The sequence below is a fragment of the Thermoanaerobacter sp. CM-CNRG TB177 genome, assembly GCF_018588165.1.
In the GTDB taxonomy this organism is placed as follows: domain Bacteria; phylum Bacillota; class Thermoanaerobacteria; order Thermoanaerobacterales; family Thermoanaerobacteraceae; genus Thermoanaerobacter; species Thermoanaerobacter thermocopriae.
This window is the reverse complement of the sequence record NZ_JAFCAC010000040.1, coordinates 1-20,225: the sequence shown is the minus strand read 5'-3', so window position 1 is coordinate 20,225 and position 20,225 is coordinate 1. Positions and strand designations below refer to the sequence as shown.

General features: G+C 34.2%; 12 protein-coding genes, 1 tRNA gene and 3 pseudogenes. 2 read left to right on the top strand and 14 right to left on the bottom strand.

Annotated elements, in window-relative coordinates; all coding sequences use genetic code 11:
• Nucleotides 1-5 precede the first annotated feature (5 nt).
• The 9 genes and pseudogenes from I4N53_RS02395 to I4N53_RS12625 all read right to left on the bottom strand — a co-directional run bounded on the left by I4N53_RS02395 (nucleotide 6) and on the right by I4N53_RS12625 (nucleotide 11,646).
• Complete coding sequence (locus I4N53_RS02395; protein ID WP_214495492.1) at nucleotides 6-1,673, bottom strand: formate--tetrahydrofolate ligase; 1,668 nt, start codon at nucleotides 1,671-1,673, stop codon at nucleotides 6-8.
• Between the two features lie 25 nt (nucleotides 1,674-1,698).
• Nucleotides 1,699-3,084 (bottom strand): ATP-binding protein, encoded by a 1,386-nt coding sequence (locus I4N53_RS02390; protein ID WP_214495491.1) that lies wholly within the window; start codon nucleotides 3,082-3,084, stop codon nucleotides 1,699-1,701.
• A gap of 173 nt (nucleotides 3,085-3,257) precedes the next feature.
• Nucleotides 3,258-5,093, bottom strand: coding sequence for an ATP-dependent zinc metalloprotease FtsH (gene ftsH, locus I4N53_RS02385; protein WP_012995989.1), 1,836 nt, complete (start codon nucleotides 5,091-5,093; stop codon nucleotides 3,258-3,260).
• A gap of 71 nt (nucleotides 5,094-5,164) precedes the next feature.
• Nucleotides 5,165-5,710: a hypoxanthine phosphoribosyltransferase gene (gene hpt / locus I4N53_RS02380; RefSeq protein ID WP_012995990.1), complete on the bottom strand. Its 546-nt coding sequence runs from the start codon at nucleotides 5,708-5,710 to the stop codon at nucleotides 5,165-5,167.
• Between the two features lie 4 nt (nucleotides 5,711-5,714).
• Nucleotides 5,715-7,109, bottom strand: coding sequence for a tRNA lysidine(34) synthetase TilS (gene tilS, locus I4N53_RS02375; RefSeq protein WP_214495490.1), 1,395 nt, complete (start codon nucleotides 7,107-7,109; stop codon nucleotides 5,715-5,717).
• A gap of 202 nt (nucleotides 7,110-7,311) precedes the next feature.
• The gene (gene spoIIE / locus I4N53_RS02370; protein ID WP_214495489.1) at nucleotides 7,312-9,663 is read right to left on the bottom strand and encodes a stage II sporulation protein E; all 2,352 of its coding nucleotides are present in this window, start codon (nucleotides 9,661-9,663) and stop codon (nucleotides 7,312-7,314) included.
• 147 nt (nucleotides 9,664-9,810) lie between these two features.
• Nucleotides 9,811-9,885 (bottom strand) — tRNA-Glu (locus tag I4N53_RS02365).
• A 68-nt stretch (nucleotides 9,886-9,953) separates the two neighbouring features.
• Entirely contained in the window at nucleotides 9,954-10,481 is a 528-nt protein-coding gene (locus I4N53_RS02360; RefSeq protein WP_012995993.1) for a class I SAM-dependent methyltransferase, read from the bottom strand.
• A gap of 223 nt (nucleotides 10,482-10,704) precedes the next feature.
• A pseudogene (locus I4N53_RS12625) lies at nucleotides 10,705-11,646 on the bottom strand (DMT family transporter).
• A 305-nt stretch (nucleotides 11,647-11,951) separates the two neighbouring features.
• Here I4N53_RS12625 and I4N53_RS02345 point away from each other — a divergent pair.
• Nucleotides 11,952-12,227 (top strand): annotated as a pseudogene (locus tag I4N53_RS02345) (ABC transporter permease); the annotation flags it as partial.
• A gap of 8 nt (nucleotides 12,228-12,235) precedes the next feature.
• On the opposite strand, the gene I4N53_RS02340 reads toward I4N53_RS02345, so the two are convergent.
• Nucleotides 12,236-12,640, bottom strand: a complete 405-nt coding sequence (locus I4N53_RS02340; protein WP_013150868.1) for a DUF1284 domain-containing protein — start codon at nucleotides 12,638-12,640, stop codon at nucleotides 12,236-12,238.
• 119 nt (nucleotides 12,641-12,759) lie between these two features.
• On the opposite strand from I4N53_RS02340, the gene I4N53_RS02335 reads away from it, so the two are divergent.
• Nucleotides 12,760-12,921, top strand: a complete 162-nt coding sequence (locus I4N53_RS02335; RefSeq protein ID WP_013150869.1) for a DUF3787 domain-containing protein — start codon at nucleotides 12,760-12,762, stop codon at nucleotides 12,919-12,921.
• Between the two features lie 23 nt (nucleotides 12,922-12,944).
• On the opposite strand, the gene nifJ is transcribed toward I4N53_RS02335, so the two are convergent.
• From nifJ to I4N53_RS02315, 4 genes and pseudogenes are all read right to left on the bottom strand, one after another.
• Nucleotides 12,945-16,460 carry a pyruvate:ferredoxin (flavodoxin) oxidoreductase gene (gene nifJ / locus I4N53_RS02330; RefSeq protein WP_013150870.1) on the bottom strand — a complete coding sequence of 1,172 codons (3,516 nt, stop codon included), beginning with the start codon at nucleotides 16,458-16,460 and terminating at the stop codon, nucleotides 12,945-12,947.
• A gap of 413 nt (nucleotides 16,461-16,873) precedes the next feature.
• Nucleotides 16,874-18,724, bottom strand: coding sequence for a DUF4914 family protein (locus tag I4N53_RS02325; RefSeq protein WP_041591721.1), 1,851 nt, complete (start codon nucleotides 18,722-18,724; stop codon nucleotides 16,874-16,876).
• A gap of 301 nt (nucleotides 18,725-19,025) precedes the next feature.
• Nucleotides 19,026-19,364, bottom strand: a complete 339-nt coding sequence (locus I4N53_RS02320) for a phage holin (protein WP_013150872.1) — start codon at nucleotides 19,362-19,364, stop codon at nucleotides 19,026-19,028.
• Nucleotides 19,361-20,020 (bottom strand): annotated as a pseudogene (locus I4N53_RS02315) (N-acetylmuramoyl-L-alanine amidase). Before I4N53_RS02315 ends, I4N53_RS02320 begins: the two are co-directional and overlap by 4 nt.
• Nucleotides 20,021-20,225 lie beyond the last annotated feature (205 nt).

The window sequence follows — 20,225 nt, the reverse complement described above, 5'->3', positions numbered from 1 at the left end:
CTCCCTCAAAACAGCCCTGTTATTTTTCCATTTTCATCAATGTCTATATTTTCTGCAGCAGGATGTTTTGGAAGTCCTGGCATTGTCATTATATCTCCTGTCAGCGCTACAATAAAACCCGCACCCTTTGAAACCCTCAATTCTCTTACCGTTATCTTAAATCCTTTTGGACGGCCTAATAGTTTAGGATCATCTGAAAGTGAATATTGAGTCTTTGCGATAGTTATAGGCATCTTATCTAATCCCAATCTTTCAATATTAGCAATATCTTTTAAAGCCGAAGCTGTATACTCTACTCCATCCGCTCCATATATTTCTGTGGCAATCTTGTGTAATTTATCTTTGATTGGTAAATTCTCATCATACAAAACGCGAAAGTCAGAAGGCATGCTACAAGCTTTAACAACTTTTTCAGCTAACTCTATCCCACCTTCTCCTCCTTTTTCCCAAACATCTGCTACCGCCATATCTACACCTATATTTTCGCAAGCCTTTCTTACTTCGTCAATTTCTCTCTCTGTATCAAAGATAAACCTGTTAAGTGCTACAACAACTGGCACTCCAAATTTTCTTACATTTTCAACTTGCTTTTCAAGATTTTCAATTCCCTTTCTCACTGCTTCAACATTTTCTTTTTGCAAATCTTCTTTTTTTACACCACCATGCATTTTTAAGGCACGCACAGTTGCAACAACAACAGCAGCATTGGGTTTTAATCTTCCTAAGCGAGCCTTTATATCAAAGAATTTTTCAGCCCCTAAATCCGCACCAAATCCCGCCTCTGTTACAAGATAATCTGCCAATTTCAAACCATATTTAGTAGCAATTAAGCTATTACATCCATGAGCAATATTTGCAAAAGGTCCTCCATGTACAAATGCTGGAACGTTTTCAATAGTTTGCACTAAATTAGGTTTTATAGCATCTTTTACTAGGACTGCCATAGCTCCATCAGCTTTTAAATCTCTTGCAGTTACTGGATTACCATTTTTATCATAAGCCACTATTATATCACCAATTCTTCTTTTTAAATCCATCAAATCTTGCGCTAAACACAAAATCGCCATTACTTCTGAAGCTACTGTTATTATAAATCCGTCTTGCCGCGGATATCCATTTGTCTTTCCTCCAAGTCCTACTATTACTTCTCTTAAAGCCCTATCATTCATGTCCATAGCCCGTTTCCATGTAATAGTCCTTATGTCAATATTGAGTTCATTACCATGGTAAATATGATTGTCTATCATCGTAGCCAATAAATTATGAGCAGCAGTAATCGCATGTAAATCTCCCGTAAAGTGCAAATTTATGTCCTCCATAGGTACAACTTGAGAATACCCTCCCCCAGCTGCTCCGCCCTTTATTCCCATACAAGGTCCTAACGAAGGCTCTCTTAAAGCTATCATAGCTTTTTTACCTATTTTAGCAAGAGCCTGGCCTAATCCTACCGTAAGTGTAGTCTTACCCTCGCCTGCAGGGGTGGGAGTTATAGATGTGACAAGAATAAGCTTACCATCTTTTCTATTTTTTATCTTTTCCCATAAAGCAGGAGAAACTTTTGCTTTATACTTTCCGTAGTATTCTAAATAGTCTTCCTCAATGTCTAACTTTTTTGCAACCTCTCTTATATGTAACATTTTCGCTTCTTGAGCTATTTCAATATCAGACTTCATAAAATTTCCCCTCCAGCTTTTACTTTTATCTTTCACCTAAAATTATTTTTACGAGTGTACCTTTGCCTTTTTTACTAAAAATTTTAATATCCCCGTTGTACAGCTCCACAATACTTTTGCAAATAGCAAGTCCTAGTCCTGTTCCTTCTTTTTTAGTTGTAAACAAAGGCTCAGTAACTTTTTTTAAATATTTTTTCTCTATACCGCCTCCATTATCGACAACTCTTATTACCACTTTCTTTTTAAGAGGGTAATATCTTGTATCTAATATTATTTTACCATTCTCTCCAATAGCATGAAGCGAGTTTTGAACTACATTTAAAATAAGCTGCTTCAGATGATTTTTATCCATTTTTATAGGAGGAATATCGCCAAGCCTCTTTTCTATTTTTATTTTTTTGTGTACAGCCTCTGCTTCAAAAAGAAGTAAATATTGGTTTATAACTCCATTAATGTCTATTTCAGTCTCTCCTTTTTCTTCACTGTTTCTTACTATACCAAGGTAATTTTTTATTAAAACTAATATCCTATCCACTTCGTCTAAAATAGTTTCATAATAAGTAGAACTTTCTTTATGTTTGGCTTGTAAAAGTTGTATAAAACCTTTTACAGAAGTTAAAGAATTTTTTATCTCATGAATGGTTGTGGCAGCAAATTCACCAGCAATTGTGTATTTTTCAGTCTGCTCAATTAACTTCTGATATTTTAAATCTTCTGTTATATCCTTCACAATGATAGTTTTCCAATGACCACCGTTTAACTTTCCGTATTTTAGTAAAAGCACTCTTTCATCACAATTTCCCTTTGAAGGAATTACAATTTTTTCTCCGTTAATTAAATTATTTTCTGAAGCATCTGGTTTGTATTTTCTCAAAAAGTCCGTAAACTTCGCATTTATGAATTTCGTATATTTAACACCAAATAATTCACATGCTCTGTTATTCACGTAGACCACGTTAAACTTATTATCAACTATCACAACACCCTCTTCTGTCATATCCATTATGTCTGTTGAATGTTTGAAAAAATCAATATAATCGCCGGGTTTTTCTTTCTGATAGCTTCGAAGTTTAACAAATCCTAAAAAAGCTATCTTATCTCCCACACTGTTAGCTATAGGACTAAATTTTATGCTAAAAGACATTTTTAAATTGTATTTTGCCGTAAGCTCTATAATAAGCCCATCTTCATAAGGTCCTATTTCTTTGTATTTCAATATGTGATAAAAAAAATGATCATAATCATCTACATCATCAACAGTATAGCCTAATGTTTCAAGGAGTCTTTTATTTATATGAATTACCTTACCATTTAAATCTTTTAAGACAAAAAAATCGTGTGCATTATTTAAAAGGTTGCATATCCACTGCAAGGAATTTTTATCTGTAGCAAAAGTTTTGTTCGCTTTCATGATTGTCCCCCTTTGTCTCCCTCATCTTTCGTTCAAAACCCTTAGGCCCACTAATATAATTAGACATTAAAGTAGAAAAATCCTCCTTCTTATCAATAATTTTTTTATTGTTAACTAAAAATTTTTAAAAAAAATAATGTATAAGCCCAAAGACTTATACATTATTTGGTATTTTATGCAAACTGCACCCCCTCTATATCCTCACCGTTAAATACTTTTTCAAACTCTTCTCCATTAAGTTTTTCTCTTTCAATAAGAGCTTTTGCCACTCTATGGAGCTTTTCAATATTTCCCTTTAAGAGTGATTCCGCTCTTTTATAGGCTTCTTCAATTATTCTCTTTATCTCTCTGTCAATTTCTGCAGCTACTTCTTCACTGTAATTTCTCGTTCTTCCTAAATCACGCCCTAAAAACACTTCTTCACTTTTAGTGCCAAAGGTCATAGGCCCTAATCTATCACTCATGCCATACTCTGTAACCATCTTTCTTGCAATACTTGTAGCCCTCTCGATGTCATTTTGTGCACCCGTACTTATATCATTTAACACCAAGCTTTCTGCCACCCGTCCACCTAAAAGATGAACTATTTCATCCATCATTTCAGATTTTGACATGTAATATTTATCTTCTTCAGGAAGAAGCATAGTATATCCTCCCGCTCTGCCTCTTGGAATTATGGTAACCTCATGAACAGGAGGAGTATTTGGCAAAAGTTTCGCAACAACAGCATGACCAGCTTCGTGGTATGCCACCAATTTTTTGTCTTTTTCAGACATGATCCTGCTTCTCTTTTCAGGTCCTGCTATTACTCTCGTTATAGCCTCTTCCAGCTCCGCCATAGTTATCTGCTTAAGCCCTCTCCTTGCTGCTAAAAGCGCCGCTTCATTCATAAGATTTTCCAGGTCAGCCCCAGTAAAGCCAGGGGTTCTTCTTGCCAATACCTGTAATGACACATCTGGAGCTAAAGGCTTATTTCTAGCATGTATTTTCAAAATTTCTTCTCTTCCTTTTATATCAGGAATACCTACAGTAATGTGTCTATCAAATCTTCCTGGTCGCAGTAGTGCAGGATCTAATATATCTGGCCTGTTTGTTGCAGCAATAACAATTATGCCTTCATTTACACTGAAACCATCCATTTCAACTAACAACTGATTTAGTGTTTGCTCTCTCTCATCATGTCCACCGCCTAAACCTGCACCCCTTTGCCTTCCCACTGCATCTATTTCATCAATAAAAACAATACAGGGTGCATTCTTTTTGGCTTGTTCAAATAAATCTCTTACCCTTGCAGCACCTACCCCAACAAACATCTCTACAAAATCAGAACCGCTTATGCTAAAAAACGGTACTCCCGCTTCTCCTGCCACAGCTTTTGCAAGCAGAGTTTTACCAGTACCTGGAGGTCCTACCAAAAGAACTCCTTTTGGTATCCTGGCTCCAAGGTCAAGAAATTTTTTGGGATATTTTAAAAATTCAACAATTTCCTGCAACTCTTCCTTTTCTTCATCTGCTCCCGCCACGTCATTAAAAGTCACTCTTTTATCCTTATCAGTAACCATCCTTGCTCTGCTCTTTCCAAAAGACATAACCTTGCTTCCTCCCCCGCCTTGTGCCTGTTGCATAAAAATATACCAAAATATAATGAAAATTATGATTAAAAAGAGGGAAGGAAGCATTTGAACCCACCATGGCGGGCCTACCTGCGGTTCACTTTTAAAGTCCAGTTTCCCTTGTAAAATATAGGGATTAACAAAGTTCATAAAGTTTGTTACATCTGGCACACGGCTTTTAAACTCGGTGCCATTTTTCAATACCCCTTTAACATCATTACCCACAAGGGTAATGCTTTTTACTTGGTTGGCATTAATATATTTTATTAGCTGTCCATAATCAATATCGGTTATTGGTTCGGCGCTTTGAGAATATAATTGTACCATTGCGTAAATAGCTATAAATATTAATAAATAGAGAACTATGCTTCTAATTATTTTGTTATTATCCTTCAAATAAGGCCCCTCCTTCAAATAAGTCCAACTACCTTTAATCTATAATATCATATCTCCTTTAAAAAACCAAATTATTTGTATAGCTCCGGCTTTAAAACCCCTATAAAGGGAAGGTTCCTGTATTTTTCATCGAAATCTAATCCATAACCTACTACAAATTTGTCAGGAATTTTAAAGCCACAATAATCTACTTTGACATCTGCCTCTCTTCTTTCAGGTTTATCTAAAATAGTGCATATTTTTAAACTTCTGGGCTTTCTTCCTAATAAAGTCTCTCTTAAATAAGAAAGCGTCAAACCACTATCTATAATATCTTCCACTATGAGCACATCTTTGCCTTCAATGTTTATGTCGTGGTCTTTAATTATTTTTACTATTCCAGAAGACTGAGTAGAAGAACCATAACTGGAAACAGCCATAAAATCTATTGATAAAGGCAAATCTATCGCTCGAGACAAATCCGCCATAAACATTATTGCCCCTTTTAAAACCCCAAGAAGAACAAGGTCTTTCCCTTGGTAGTCTTTTGTAATCATTCGTCCTAACTCTTTTACTTTTTCTTTTAATTGTTGTTCCGTAATTAAAATCTCCTGTATATCTTGTGTTATACTCGACATAAAGTTAACCTCCTTTTTTATTTTCTTCTTTGGTATATTCTATAACAAGGACTTTTTTTGTGTTTTTATCTACTTTAAACTTATCACTCATTCTATACCCTACCACCCATACGATTTCATTGCCTATGGCCAATAAAGGAATGCTACTTCTTATTTCGCGGGGTATTTTCTCGTCAACGAAAAATTCTTTTAGTTTTTTACTTCCCCCCATATTAAGAGGGGAAAAAACATCACCTGCTTGCCTATTTCTAATTACTACATCTTTCTGTATTTTATCATAGTCAAAAAATTTTGTGTATTTCCCTATATCAAGTTTTTTTACTTCTTCAATCCCTAAAACAGTAGTTTTAAATTGACCAATGCCATCTATATTAGTGATTCCGGGAATATTTAATTTTGCCCAAAAAGTCTTGACCTCTTTTTGTTTTACTTTTCTCATTATAAGATTATTATAGCTTTTTAAAGCCTCAATTTCAAAGGGCAAATCAATTTTTGAGGAAGTTGGTTTGTCTAAAAGGCTTAAAACATCCTCTACATGGATGTATTCTAGTCCATAAATATCTCCTTTTAATTTTTGGTACATAAGTCTTACTAAACGCCGCTGTATAGCGTGGTGCTGTACCCTCAGTTTTTCTATATCAGCAAAAATTTCCTCTTGATTAAAATAACAAACCTCATTAAAAATCTTTTCACACTCTTTTTCTAAATAATCATTCTCCTCTAAAATAATTTTTGCCATCCTATAGATATTTTCTATTATATCCACTTCAAAAGTTTCATTTATAAAGGGAATTAATTTAAGCCTTACTTTATTTCTTGTATATAAATCCTCATAATTTGTAAAATCGATTGCTGGTTTTAAACCTTTTTCTTTAAGGTATATCTCTATTTCTTTTCTTTCTATTTCAATTAGAGGCCTTATTATATTCCCATTTACCGGTTTTATTCCAATGAGGCCTGTCATTCCAGCACCCCTTATTAAATTTAAAAAAACCGTTTCCACTACATCATTTTTATTATGAGCTACTGCTATTTTATTACCCTTAACTTCTTTTAATACTTCCTCAAAAGCCTGATACCTCACATATCGTCCAGCCTCTTCTTCCGAATATCCCATTTCTTTGGCTATTTTTTTTACATCCTTTTCAAATAAAAAAAATGGGAGTTTCAATTTGCAGCATATATTTTCAACAAATTGCGCGTCCCTTCGAGCCTCTTCTCCTCTTATCATATGGTTTACATGTACTACATACAATTTAAGATTAAATAAATCTTTTAAATTGTATAAAATATCCAGCATACATAAAGAATCGGGTCCGCCGGAAACTCCCATTACAATTTTATCATTTTCCTTAATCATTTTATATCTTTTAATTGTTGAAATAACCTTATCAATCATTTCTTAACCCCTTAAGCGATATATACTTAAGTTATATAATGATTATATAACATCTTAATTTTTAAATCAAACCTCTTTTTCAAAAAAGAACTAACTTTCCTCTACATCAGATAATTACAGATACAAAAACCCTTCCACAAAGTCTTTCCCTAAATCACCTCGATATATTGTCTCCACATTGTGGAAGGGTTATTCCATTCTATTAACTTTTATACTTTTTCCATATCTTTGAAACCAAAATTGTCATATCGTCTTTAGGCGTATTATCACACAATTCCAAACATTTTTTTATCAACGCTTCTGCCATATCCTGAGGATTTCTCGTGTCAATTTCACTGATTAACCTTGAAAATTCTATTTCTTTATCTTTTTCAAAACACTCCAACACTCCATCAGTAACCAAAATCACAAAATCTCCATTTTTTAATTTTCTTTCATGGATATCTGCTTCGATATCTTCCAAAATTCCAATGGGTAAAGAACTGGATTCTATAATTTCCACCTCATTTCCCCTTTTTATAAAAGTAGCGCAAGAACCAATCTTGATAAATTCTGTCTCTCCAGTAAATTTATCCAAAAACATTATATCCACGGTAGAAAACATTTCTTCTGCAGACCGTAAAGCCAAAATAGAATTTAACGTTTGAATAACTAAATGTTTATCAAATCCTGCTTCAATAAATTTTTCTAGCAAAGAAATGGTAGTACTGCTCTCTGCAGCCGCTTTATATCCAATCCCCATTCCATCGCTTAAAGCTACCATGTATTTTCCATCTTCTAAGTCCATAAAAGAATAAGTATCTCCAGAAATCTTGTTTTTTGACTTGCTAACTCTGCTTATACCTGTCAAAACTTGTAAACTTTCTGCTTTTGTAAAGGTAACTACACACCTTCCATTGTGGTCTATTGCACATAACCTACTTTTTCTCTCATATCTTTCCCCCATAATTTCAGACACAATTGGAGCAATCTTTTTGTCACATTCCTTCGCAATACATGCCCTTTTGTATATTTTTACGTTAATATTTCCATCTCCCGCGTCATAAATTAATACATCCTCTACGGGTATACCCTTTTTATCCAATTCCACCATCATTATTTGTTCTAATTCGTCTTTAAAAGTGACATTCATGCTAATATCACTGGCCATATTAGATATTGCATCAGCAATTCCTTTCAACTGAGTAGCAATAAGACCTTTAGCGTCTTTTAGCCTTTCTCTCCATTGCATGCTTATTTTGTAAATACCCAAATAATATTTAGTCGTACTTATAAGCTCAGAAAATCTTATACATTTTCTATAAATTTTATTGTCTTCAATGCTACTACTTTTTTCAAGATGTTCTATTAATTCAAACAGGCTTTTATAAGTATTGTAAAATTCCTTGTCCCAACAAGATTTATACATAACACATTGAGTGCAAGCTTTATTGGCAATTTCCTCAAACAAATAAGAAATATCTTTGTGGTCTAGTATCTTTTCATTTACTTGTTTAAAACTTTTAGAGAGTTCTTCAAATACTTGAGAATACTCCTTTAATTTGTCTGTCACTACCTCTTTTAATTTTTCATTGTAATTTCTATTGTTTAATTTTTTATTGCCTTTTACTATTTCCTCTACTTTTACTATGTATTTCTTAGGAAGCGCTGCAAACATTAAAGAAGCTAAAACAATATCATAAGGATTTATAAGCATATCTATACTTGAAGTTACATAAAATGTAATAATAAAAATGGCAGTCAAAAAGCCTATAATAACTCCAATTCTATGCAATTTTTTTAAACTGCCAGCCAACAAGCCTGCAAATCCAAAAAGTCCTATGGAGACTGGCATTTGAAAAAAAGATAAGCTCCCAATAAGTCCTATAGTCGTGCCGATACTTGCTCCTACTCCCACCCCACCTATGTAAGAAGCTAAAAATATTATAAGTGTCCCTAATATTCCGTTGAGAGTAAATTTCCACACATTCAAATGATTCAGTCCTAAAATAAACAATCCTAAAAATATACTCAAAGATATCAACTCTTCATTGGAAATAATTTTTCTGTTTACATTCAAAATAAATGAAACAGCATGGTTAAAAATAAAAACCATTAACATTGCAGTAATAGACTCATATAAACTCATTATAATGTCAAAAAGCAAAAAGTCGTATATATAGCTGAAGATAAGGCCTGCACTAAAAAGTGAAATAAAAGTTATCAAAGAGGCCTTAATAATATTTTGAGATTTAACTTTTAAAAGCCCCTCCACTAAAAAAACCAAAATAAGGGCTAAAAGGTATTTAAAACTATTGACACCGGGCAAAGTCAATATCCCCAACCATACTCCTATTCCAGTTAAAAAATATCGCTTTTTATACATTAAAAGAGTTGCAAAAAAAGCAATGCCGAAAGGCAAAAGACTATTGAAAATAACAGCTCGCGCTATAAAAAAGCTTATAACTGACAATAATATAATTTGTTGAATATTTTTATAAAGATTTTTTGGTGTATTTTCTGTCAAGGGAGTTTTTATAACTCTTTTATAAGGTAAAATATTTATATTTTGCATAAAAAAACCACCACCTCTTGTTTTTTCTAAATTATACCATTAAGGTGATGGTTTTATTTGTTAATTTTTGATATGTTTGTAATTTTTCTTTCGACATAAAAAATAATATCGCATCCCAATGCGACATTTTATTTCTCAAAATATAAATGGTGACCCCGACGGGATTCGAACCCGTGTTGCCGCCGTGAAAGGGCGGTGTCTTAACCACTTGACCACGGGGCCACAAAGGACATTATCTATTTTATCATATTTTTATGTCTTGTCAACGATAAATTTTTCCTTAATATTTGTCACTTTTTGGATATAAAAATATCTGTCCTCTCTCCCTGTTTTATTTCTCCTATTAAAGCATATTCGACTTCTAAATACTTTGCAATATCTTCAATGCTTATATTTGCTTCATGATGGCTTCCTCTTTCTTTATGCCTTTCAGCAACAACTTTCTTCCCATATTCGTTTAATTCGGATATAAGAATACTACCGCCTTTTTTACAGACCCTCACCATCTCATCCAGTACCTTTTTATAATCCCTCATGTGATGCATAGCATTGTATGTAGCCACAACATCAAAAGTTTCATCTAAAAATGGAAGATTGTGAGCATCTCCATGAAGTAGCAAGATATTTTCCAAAGTTGCACTTTCCTTCAAAAGGCCTTCTGCTCTTTTTAAAGCCTCTTTACTTTCATCCAAAGACACAACTTGATATCCGTATTCAGCCAAAGCCGCTGCCATTCGTCCCCGTCCTGTACCAATATCAAGAGCTTTTCCATTTCCTCTGCCCAACATTTCCATAGCTTCTTTTATATCTCTCTCCATAGTTTCACCTCAAAAACTTTTTATATTTAATTTATTATTATATTTTTGTACTTTATTAAAACGCAAAAACATGTTATACTGATAAAAGTACTAATAAAATCACTCCTCCATAATAAATGCGGTTTTAAATACCGCATCCTTTTTGAGGTAATATATACCCCCATATGGTATAGGGTTACGCTAAAAGTATATCACATTCTCTAAGTAATGTAAATACAGAATTTCAATGTATTTCTTCTGAAGAAATAACCAATTGAGACACTTTTCCAAAATAATTTGTCCCCCATACTCCTATCAATATCATAATAGCCCCTATTATGTGATACCAATAAAAAGTTTCATGTCTTATGGTTATTCCTGCCATTATAGAAATTACTGTGGTCAAATTTGCAAAAACTGAAGCCTGAGATGCAGGCAATTTTGAAAGAGCGTAATTGTTTAAAAAATACGCTACAACAGAAGACAAAATACCTAAATATAGCACAGGAATAAGCACTCTGTAATCAGTTAAATCCTTAAAATAGTCAGAAATAGGGTAACCTTTTGTTAAGCTATCAATTAAATTTAAAAAATTGAAAGAAATTGCAGCACACCACATCATTACAAAGGTTATCTCAATAGGCGAAAATTCTAAAGAAGACTTCCTTGCTAAAATACTGTAAAAAGCTGCAGATAAGACTGCTCCTAAAAGATACACAAACCCTCTAATTGATGTATTACGGCTTTCAACACCTGTCATAAAAATTATAAAAGCAACTCCTGTAACAGACAAAAAAATAAAGAAAAGCTGATACATACAAGGTCTTTCCTTTAAAAAGACCGCCGCCAAAGCAGTAACGGCAACAGGAATTAAAGCTATCATCAAGCCTGAAATAGAAGAAGATGTATATTTTACACCATATGTTTCAAATATAAAATACACAACAGGCTCTGATAGAGACTATAAAAACAATGGCCATAGATTTTTCCCTTTGTAATTAAGTTTAATAATTCCAAATACCCACAAAAGAGTAATCATAAATGCTGCAAGTAAAAAACGATAAGCTATAAGCTCCATAGGAGAAGCTACATCAAGCCCCATAGAAGTAAACATAAAAGAAAATCCAAAAATTGCTGCCATTCCTATTCCTGCTAAATAAGGATAATAACTCTTTATCCTCTCCAAATTTAACACCCCCGCACCTTTTTAAAAACACCGATATAATTATATAGCACTTCCCACAAAAAATAAAATCCAGACGAAGGGGACGGTTCTTTTCATCTGAAAAATTCAGACAAGAGGAACCGTCCCCTTCGTCTGAAAAGTTTTTGTCACAAAATTGGTCTTAGATGTGTTATTATTAGTGAAAAGACATAGGGAAGGTGTTCAAAATAGAGGAAAGTTTCAAAGATATCTTTGAAAAATATTATCCAAAAGTTTTAAATCAAATTTCTTGGATGATAAAAGACGAATTCAAAGCAGAAGACATAGCAATGCAACAAAGTCAAGTCGGTGCCTTTGGCTTAAAAAGCGGAGAAAGTCTTATAAATGCAGGGATACTTACAAGTCTCATCCTTCCTACAGATGTCATATATAGAAAAATGACTGCAGAGCTTTTAACACAAAGTAGTGGGATAAGTTTTATAACACAAGGACTCTTTGGGGATATGTCTCAACCAAGTTTGTACATGTTTATCTACATTTTCTTTTACGTAATTTTCCTATTATATTACGGTTCAAGACATTTCTCACAAAGAGACTTATAAAGGCGGTATCAACCGCCTTTTAAGTTTTTAAGTCCTTCTAGACAATAACCCAGGCTAAACCATTGACAATTTTTACATATATCTTCCATCTTTTCTTCTGTCATTTTTTCTTTAATCCGATTTGTGATTTCTTGATAGCTAAATACCTCCCCTGTTTTTATTTCTAAAACTTCTAAGATCGTTCTGTCCTTTTCTTTTACGCTTCCCGGATATTCTTCTTCTTTACACTCTCCTTCTATATTGTTAGGACACATAGCACAAATGTTATCCACACTATCCACAACTTTTATCAATATATCCTGTTTATTATCCAACTTTCTAATAATTTCATCCATATTTTTAACAAATTTTTCATCATAGCCAAGCCCTCTAAAGCCCAACATACACAAAAAGTGATGTCCTCTTATCTCCACTTCAGTCTCTCCCCAAAGATTTATTTTAAAATTATTATATCACCTTTTAAAATTGCCACACAAAATTAAGTTATATTTTTTTAAACTCTACAGACAATACATTTAAAAGGAGTGATTTTATGACTAAAAAACCGATAAAGCTTAAAAAACTCCCTATAGAAAACCATAAAACTGCTTCATGGGCAAATATACAAAAATTAAAAGATGAGTCAAATGTACCTATTCCAAGTGAAAACGAGGTAATAAATGCAAAGGAATGGGTGGAAGAAAATCAAAAATAATCCGGGCACATGCCCGGAACTTTCTATTCCGCAAGCTTTTTATATCTTTCAAATCGCTCTTTTGCAGTCTTTTCTGCCATTTGATAAAGTTTTTCTGCAATGTCAGGAAATACGTTTTTAAGTGAAGAATACCGTATCTCTCCTTCAATAAACTCTCTAAAAGATTTTTTAGGTTCCTTAGAATCAAGCACAAAAGGATTCTTCCCCTGTCTTTTAAGCTCTGGATTAAACCTATAAAGGTGCCAGTAGCCAGACTCTACAGCTTTTTTCTCCTCCATTATGCTTGTCCCCATGCCTGACTTTATGCCATGGTTTATGCAAGGAGCATAGGCTATTATAAGTGACGGTCCTTTGTACTTTTCTGCCTCCACAAAAGCCTTTATCGTCTGGTTCATATTTGCTCCCATTGCAACTTGTGCCACATACACGTATCCATAACTTATAGCCATCAAGCCTAAGTCTTTTTTACTTGTTCTCTTACCTGCTGCCGCAAATTTTGCAACTACCCCTAATGGCGTAGATTTTGAGGATTGCCCTCCCGTATTAGAATACACTTCTGTATCTAGAACTAAAATATTCACATCTTCTCCTGATGCTATAACATGGTCAAGCCCTCCAAAGCCAATGTCATACGCCCATCCATCTCCCCCTATTATCCACTGAGATTTTTTTACAAGAAAATCTTTTTTGTCAAGTATCTCTTTTATTATCTCATTCTCTGTATACCCGCCTCTATTTATAATATCCAAAATCTTTTTAGAAGCAATTTTAGATTTATCTCCATCCTCCATCCCATCAATCCACTCTTGGAATGCAGCCTTTAATTCATCACCAATAGGCATATTTATAGCTTCTTTCATCAAATCTTTAAGTCTTTCCCTTATCTGCTTATTTGCCAAAAACATGCCGTAACCAAATTCGGCATTGTCTTCAAAGAGTGAGTTAGCCCACGCAGGTCCTTTCCCTTCTTTATTAGTAGTATAAGGAATAGAGGGTGCACTTGCCCCATAAATAGATGAACAACCTGTAGCATTCGCTATCATCATCCTATCTCCAAAAAGCTGTGTCAAAAGCTTTATGTAAGGAGTCTCACCACAGCCGGGGCATGCGCCACTGAATTCAAATAAGGGCTTAGCAAATTGACTGCCTTTTAAAGTTGTCTTATCCACTAAATTATCTTTAACATCAAGTGTCACAGCATACTCCCAATTTCTCGCTTCTTTTTCTATTTGCTCTTCAGCGGGCTTCATTATAAGAGCCTTTGTAGGTGCTGGACAAACATCTGCGCAATTGCCACATCCCGTACAGTCTAAAGGACTTACCTGTATTCTATACCAAAGCCCTTCTAATCCTCTTCCTATTGCTTTTTTCAGTTTAAAAGTTGGAGGCGCTTTTTTCATTTCTTCCTCTGTTAATAAAAATGGCCGTATTACTGCATGAGGGCAAACATAAGAGCACTGGTTACACTGTATGCAATTGTCTATTTGCCATTCAGGTATCAGTACCGCAATCCCTCGCTTTTCATAGGCAGTCGTACCAGTAGGAAATGTGCCATCTTCCATGCCGCCAAAAGCACTTACAGGAAGCAAGTCTCCCTCATTTCTTTCCATAGGTCTTTGTATGTTTTTAACAAAATCAGGCTCTGGATTTACAATTTTTTGCCCTTCTTTTGCGTTTTTCCACTCCTCAGGCACTTCTACTTTTACAAGAGCTTCTATGCTTTTGTCAACAGCCTTTAAGTTCATATCCACTATATCCTGACCCTTTTTGCCATAGGCCTTCTGTATAGAATCTTTTAAATACTCAACTGCTTCTTCAAAAGGTATTATATTTATAAGTTTAAAAAACACCGTCTGCATTATCATGTTTATTCTGCCACCCAAACCTACTTCTTGGGCAATTGATATTGCATCTATTATATAAAAATTGATGTTGTTCTCTGCAATGTATCTTTTCATTGAGGCAGGCAGTTTGTCATCAAGTTCTTCTTTACTCCAAGGGCAGTTCAGTACAAAAGTACCGCCTTTTTTAAGGCCTTTTAGCACATCATAGTTGTAAATAAATGACTTGTTGTGACAAGCGATGTAATCAGCATGATTTACAAGATAACTAGATTTTATAGGCTTTTTACCAAATCTCAAATGGGAAATAGTAGTACCTCCTGATTTTTTGCTGTCATATTGAAAATATGCCTGCACATACAAGTCTGTGTTGTCCCCAATTATCTTAATAGCCGATTTATTTGCACCAACTGTGCCGTCAGAACCTAATCCCCAAAACTTGCAACTTACTGTACCTTCAGGAGTTGTCTCCACAAATTCACTCTCTTCTAATGAAGTATAAGTCACATCGTCTAAAATTCCTATTGTAAAACGATCTTTTGGATAGTCTTTCTTTAAATTTTCATATACAGCAATAATTTGAGAAGGAGTAGTATCTTTTGAGCCAAGGCCATACCTTCCTCCTACTATGCCGGGCTTTTTATCTTTGTTATAAAATAATTTAGCCACATCAAGGTACAAAGGCTCTCCTATTGAACCCGGCTCTTTTGTCCTGTCTAATACGGCAATCTTTTTAACTGTATCAGGTAAAACCTCAAAAAAGTGTTTTTCAGAAAATGGCCTGTAGAGATGTACTTTAATTAAACCCACTTTTTCTCCTTTTTTTGTTAAATAATCAATCGTCTCTTCTATCGTGTCACAAACAGAACCCATAGCTACAATTATATACTCTGCGTCCTTTGAACCGTAATAGTCAAAAAGGTGATATTCTCTTCCAGTCAGCTCTTTGTACCTCTTCATGTAATCTTCTACTATGTCAGGAACTTTTTCATAAAATTTATTAGCAGCTTCTCTTCCTTGAAAGTATATGTCAGGATTTTGAGCAGTACCCCTTACAACAGGGTGTTCTGGATTAAGTGACCTATCTCTAAACTCTTTTACTGCTTTTAAGTCCAAAAGCTTTGCAATATCCTCGTATTCCACCACTTCTATCTTCTGCATTTCGTGAGAGGTTCTAAAACCATCGAAAAAATGCAAAAAAGGTACTCTCGATTTTATCGCGCAAAGATGTGCTATAAAACCCATATCCATAGTCTCTTGAACATTTGAAGAAGAGAGAAGTGCAAAACCTGTTTGTCTTACTGCCATAACATCCTGATGGTCACCAAATATAGAAAGGGCATGGGCAGAAATAGCACGGGCACTTACATGAAAAACCCCCGGCAAAAGCTCTCCTGCTATTTTATACATGTTTGGTATCATTAAAAGAAGTCCTTGTGATGCGGTATATGTGGTTGTCAAAGCGCCTGCAGTTAAAGAACCATGGACAGTACCTGCAGCACCTGCTTCTGACTGCATTTCAACAACCTTCACGGGTTGTCCAAATATGTTCTTTTTGCCATGGGCAGCCCATTCATCAACATTTTCTGCCATCGGAGAAGAAGGCGTAATAGGGTAAATTGCTGCAACCTCAGTAAAAGCATAAGAGGCATAGGCAGCAGCTGTATTTCCGTCCATTGTCCTCATTGACCTTTTCATATGTTTCCTCCTCACCAATTCTGAACTTGCATTCATATACTAAAATATATTATTTGACAAAAAAGTATTATCATTCATTTTAAAGAAAATGTAATTCTTAAAAATTTTTTGTAATAGTTGAATATAATTTAAAAATTTACTCCTTTAGGGTCATTTTTTAATTCTTGAAATTAGTAGTAGGCAGTATAAATATAGGTTTTGGAAACTTCGTCTTTTAAGGTATTAGTCCTGCAACTTAAACAAGAATATTTCTATAGTTTGATTATACCTGACTACAACAGAAAAGATAAAAAGACTCAATATCAAAATAAGCCAATACTCCTCTTTGTTAATTTTTATCCTCCCTTTAAAAGAATATAATACAAAGTTACTAACAAAAAAGAGCCCATACACTTATGTACAGGCTCTTTCAATTATCTATAATCTCCCAAAAGTTTTATATAATCCTCTAAAGTTCCATCCTCTAAACATGTTTCAATAATTTTTTTACCAAGTGGGTCAAGTTCAGGGACTAAGAATTGCTTTAATTCTCTTTTAAAGAATTCATTTAGCATCTCTGCACCTTTGTCATATCCCTCATCCCCTACTTCGGGCTGCTTGTTCACTTGCAGTAATTCACGAGGAATAAAGCTTCCGTTTATTTTTAATGAATTTAAAGCATAACCGAGGAGGCTGCTTCTCGCTGGTGTAACTTGATCTGGTCTAAATCTTACACTTCCTCTTCTTGCAAGATATTCACGAGCTATCCATTCGGGCATAAATCCTACTTTCCACACCCCTATATATTGGTTTGGAACGAGAATGTATCGAGTACCCGGTGTATTTATAATCTGCTGCAATAAAAGGTTAGCGTGAATTACTCTTTTACCCGTTGCAAAAGGCCAATAAGAACCTACCCCTTCGCTTTCCAGTCCACTGGTTCCTACTATACTTGGATTAGCGTGACCTCTCGGTGCAACTAATCTCCACAGCCAAGCAAGAGCAGGGGGTAGCAAGTGTAGCATGCCTATTATACCGTAAGAAGGTTTTTCTTTTGAAGAGGGAGGAGTCCTCACGCCAAAACTCCTCACATCCACTTCTACCGCTTCATCAACTACATTTGGCATAAACCTTCTTGGCATAATTACACGAGGATTGGGACAAGGTTTGCCAGGCGCATCCATAATATGTTCCCATATAAGACAAGTGGATTTAGGCACACAATCTATGTTTAAAAAGATTAAAGGTTCTTTAGGATAGATACATAACTTTTCAAAATGAGGGTCCGTTCCATACTCATTCATATGATCTACACGTATAAACCAACCTTTTTCTGCATCTTTTATAACCAACTTTTTGCCTTGCTGCAATTTAGGATGACATAAGGCCATATCGTCAGTCACAGGCTGCAACTCACAAGCCTCTTTCAACTCTACATATATTTCATCCCCTGTTACTAAATTGCGTCCCACCTTTATAGAACCATCCGGTTCTCTATGAATCTGTTCCAGCATTTCACTTTTTCCGCCACCGCTAGCACCCTCATGCATAATAGTCAATATATTATCATAAGGAGTAATTATTCTTACTGCAGAAGCATGAGCAGTAATCCACCCTTCTTTTTCTCCCATTGTTAAGAGTACTCCATATATTCCTTTTTTTGCACTCGGTCCAGGATACAAGTTATACGAAAAAAGTTCATGAAGATTTTCTAATCGGTTGTGCACAACTACTTGTTTTCCATTAAAATGAGTATGCCTAAAGGGAGGAGCTAAGTATACTATTGCTTTCGGAGTAAAATCTTCAGGTATTTCCTTTTTAGGTATAAATCCTTGGATATCTGCAAGAGCTGTAGCAAAAAATCCAGCATTATCAGGTGCCAATAAAAGCGAAGGATAACCGTATTCTTCACCGCCGGACATAAAAGGCATAACAATTAGATTCTGAGCTTTTAACCATTCCAAAGTTTTCTGTCTTAACTCGCCAAAATCATACCCATATCTTTCCATAAATTTTGGCTTATCTGTCTCCCCATTATCGGCAACGACGAGACAGTCTGGCTCTCTTCTTCTCATATAAGGCTCAGGATAATTAACTGCTAATCCATTTTTGCACCTTGCCACAGTCGCTTCTAATACTTTTCCTTTGCCTGGAACATCATAAAAAACTTCAAAAAAGTCATTATTTCCTCCAACAGAAATTTCAAGAAGATGTTGTCTACTTTCTGGAATTGTTATTTTATGAGATTTTTTTAATATCTCCTTTATTTCTTTTGGTAGTCTCATTTTATTTATAGCTTCCACCGTTTCCTTCTCAATAATGGGAGAAAAGTCCAACTTATACCACCTCACAATAATAAGTATAAGAATATTATACAAAAAATTTTAGTGAGTTGCAATTTGAATAATAAAATCTGCAAAATAATTTTTAGTATGAAACTCTATTCCGAACTTTTTATCATAATATCGCTTTTTTACACACATACTTTTTTGTAATCTTTTACATTAATGAAATTTTTAAATCGCATTCTTGCAATTTTGATTAGTAATAGGTGATAAAAATAAAAGCACTCCTAATGGAACGCTTTTACTGATTCTCCGCAGCCCGCCTTTCTAGACCTTTTAATTTCAAGATATAATTCATTTCAAAAACTGCCGCTTCTATTAATTTATCTATTTCTTCATCTGTCAACTTATTGCCAATCACTTTCTTTAATAAATTAAAAACTTCTGCTTTCTTATCTGGTCCTTTGCCAGGCCCTACTTGTTGTTCTACTGCTTGCACAAAAGTTTTTGCAATTTCGTAATATCTTTTTATTTTTTCCATACCAATTTTAGTATTTAAATAATCGATCAAATATCCAAGCACGACCATTATAACAAGTTGAACACCAGCAGTCAAAATTGTCATAATCAAATCTTTCATTTTGTTCCCTCCAATATCTTTATTATAACAGAAGCAAATTCACCCCATGTGACAAAACTTTTAGGGTCATAATGTTTATTTATAATTCCTTTCATCTGCAATTTTTCAATATCATCTACTTGTTTGTAATCTGTACTTTGCAAAAATTTCATTAAACCAGCTGCAATCGCTTCAGCAAAAATTTCAGTTTTTCGTAAAAGCAAATCTAAATTTTGTGGATTTGACATAAAAGCTGTTTCAACTAGTATCGCAGGCATTACAGTACGCTTCAGTACATAAAAACTTTCATATTTTACTCCTCTATTTGTTGTTTTTAACATTTCTACTATTTCATTTTGTACATATTGGGCTAAATTTCGTCCTGCTTAACTTCTGGGATACGCGTAAGTTTCCGTACCATTTGCGGAAGGATCTGTAAAGCTATTACAATGGATAGAAATAAAATAATCTGCTTTGTTCTTATTAGCAATATTACACCTTTGTTGCAAATCTACAGTTTCATCTTTATTTCTTGTCATGACCACGCTTATATTTTTGTCCAATAAAATCTCCCTCAATTTTAAAGCAATACCTAGATTTATATCTTTTTCCTTGTAATTTCCAACAACTACTCCTGTGTCTTTTCCTCCGTGACCTGGATCAATAGCTATAAGCATTTCACTCACCACCATTAAAATAAACTTTGTAAATTTTTCTATCATAATCATATAATATGTAAAGAAAATCAATAAGTTTATATAAGTTTATGAAACTTTTTGCTTTCGCTGATTATTTCTATTAAAATATTTTTGAGATAATGTTTTTGAAATAATTTTCTTAATTTTTTTTTTTTTTTTTTTTTTTTTTTTTTTTTTTTTTTTT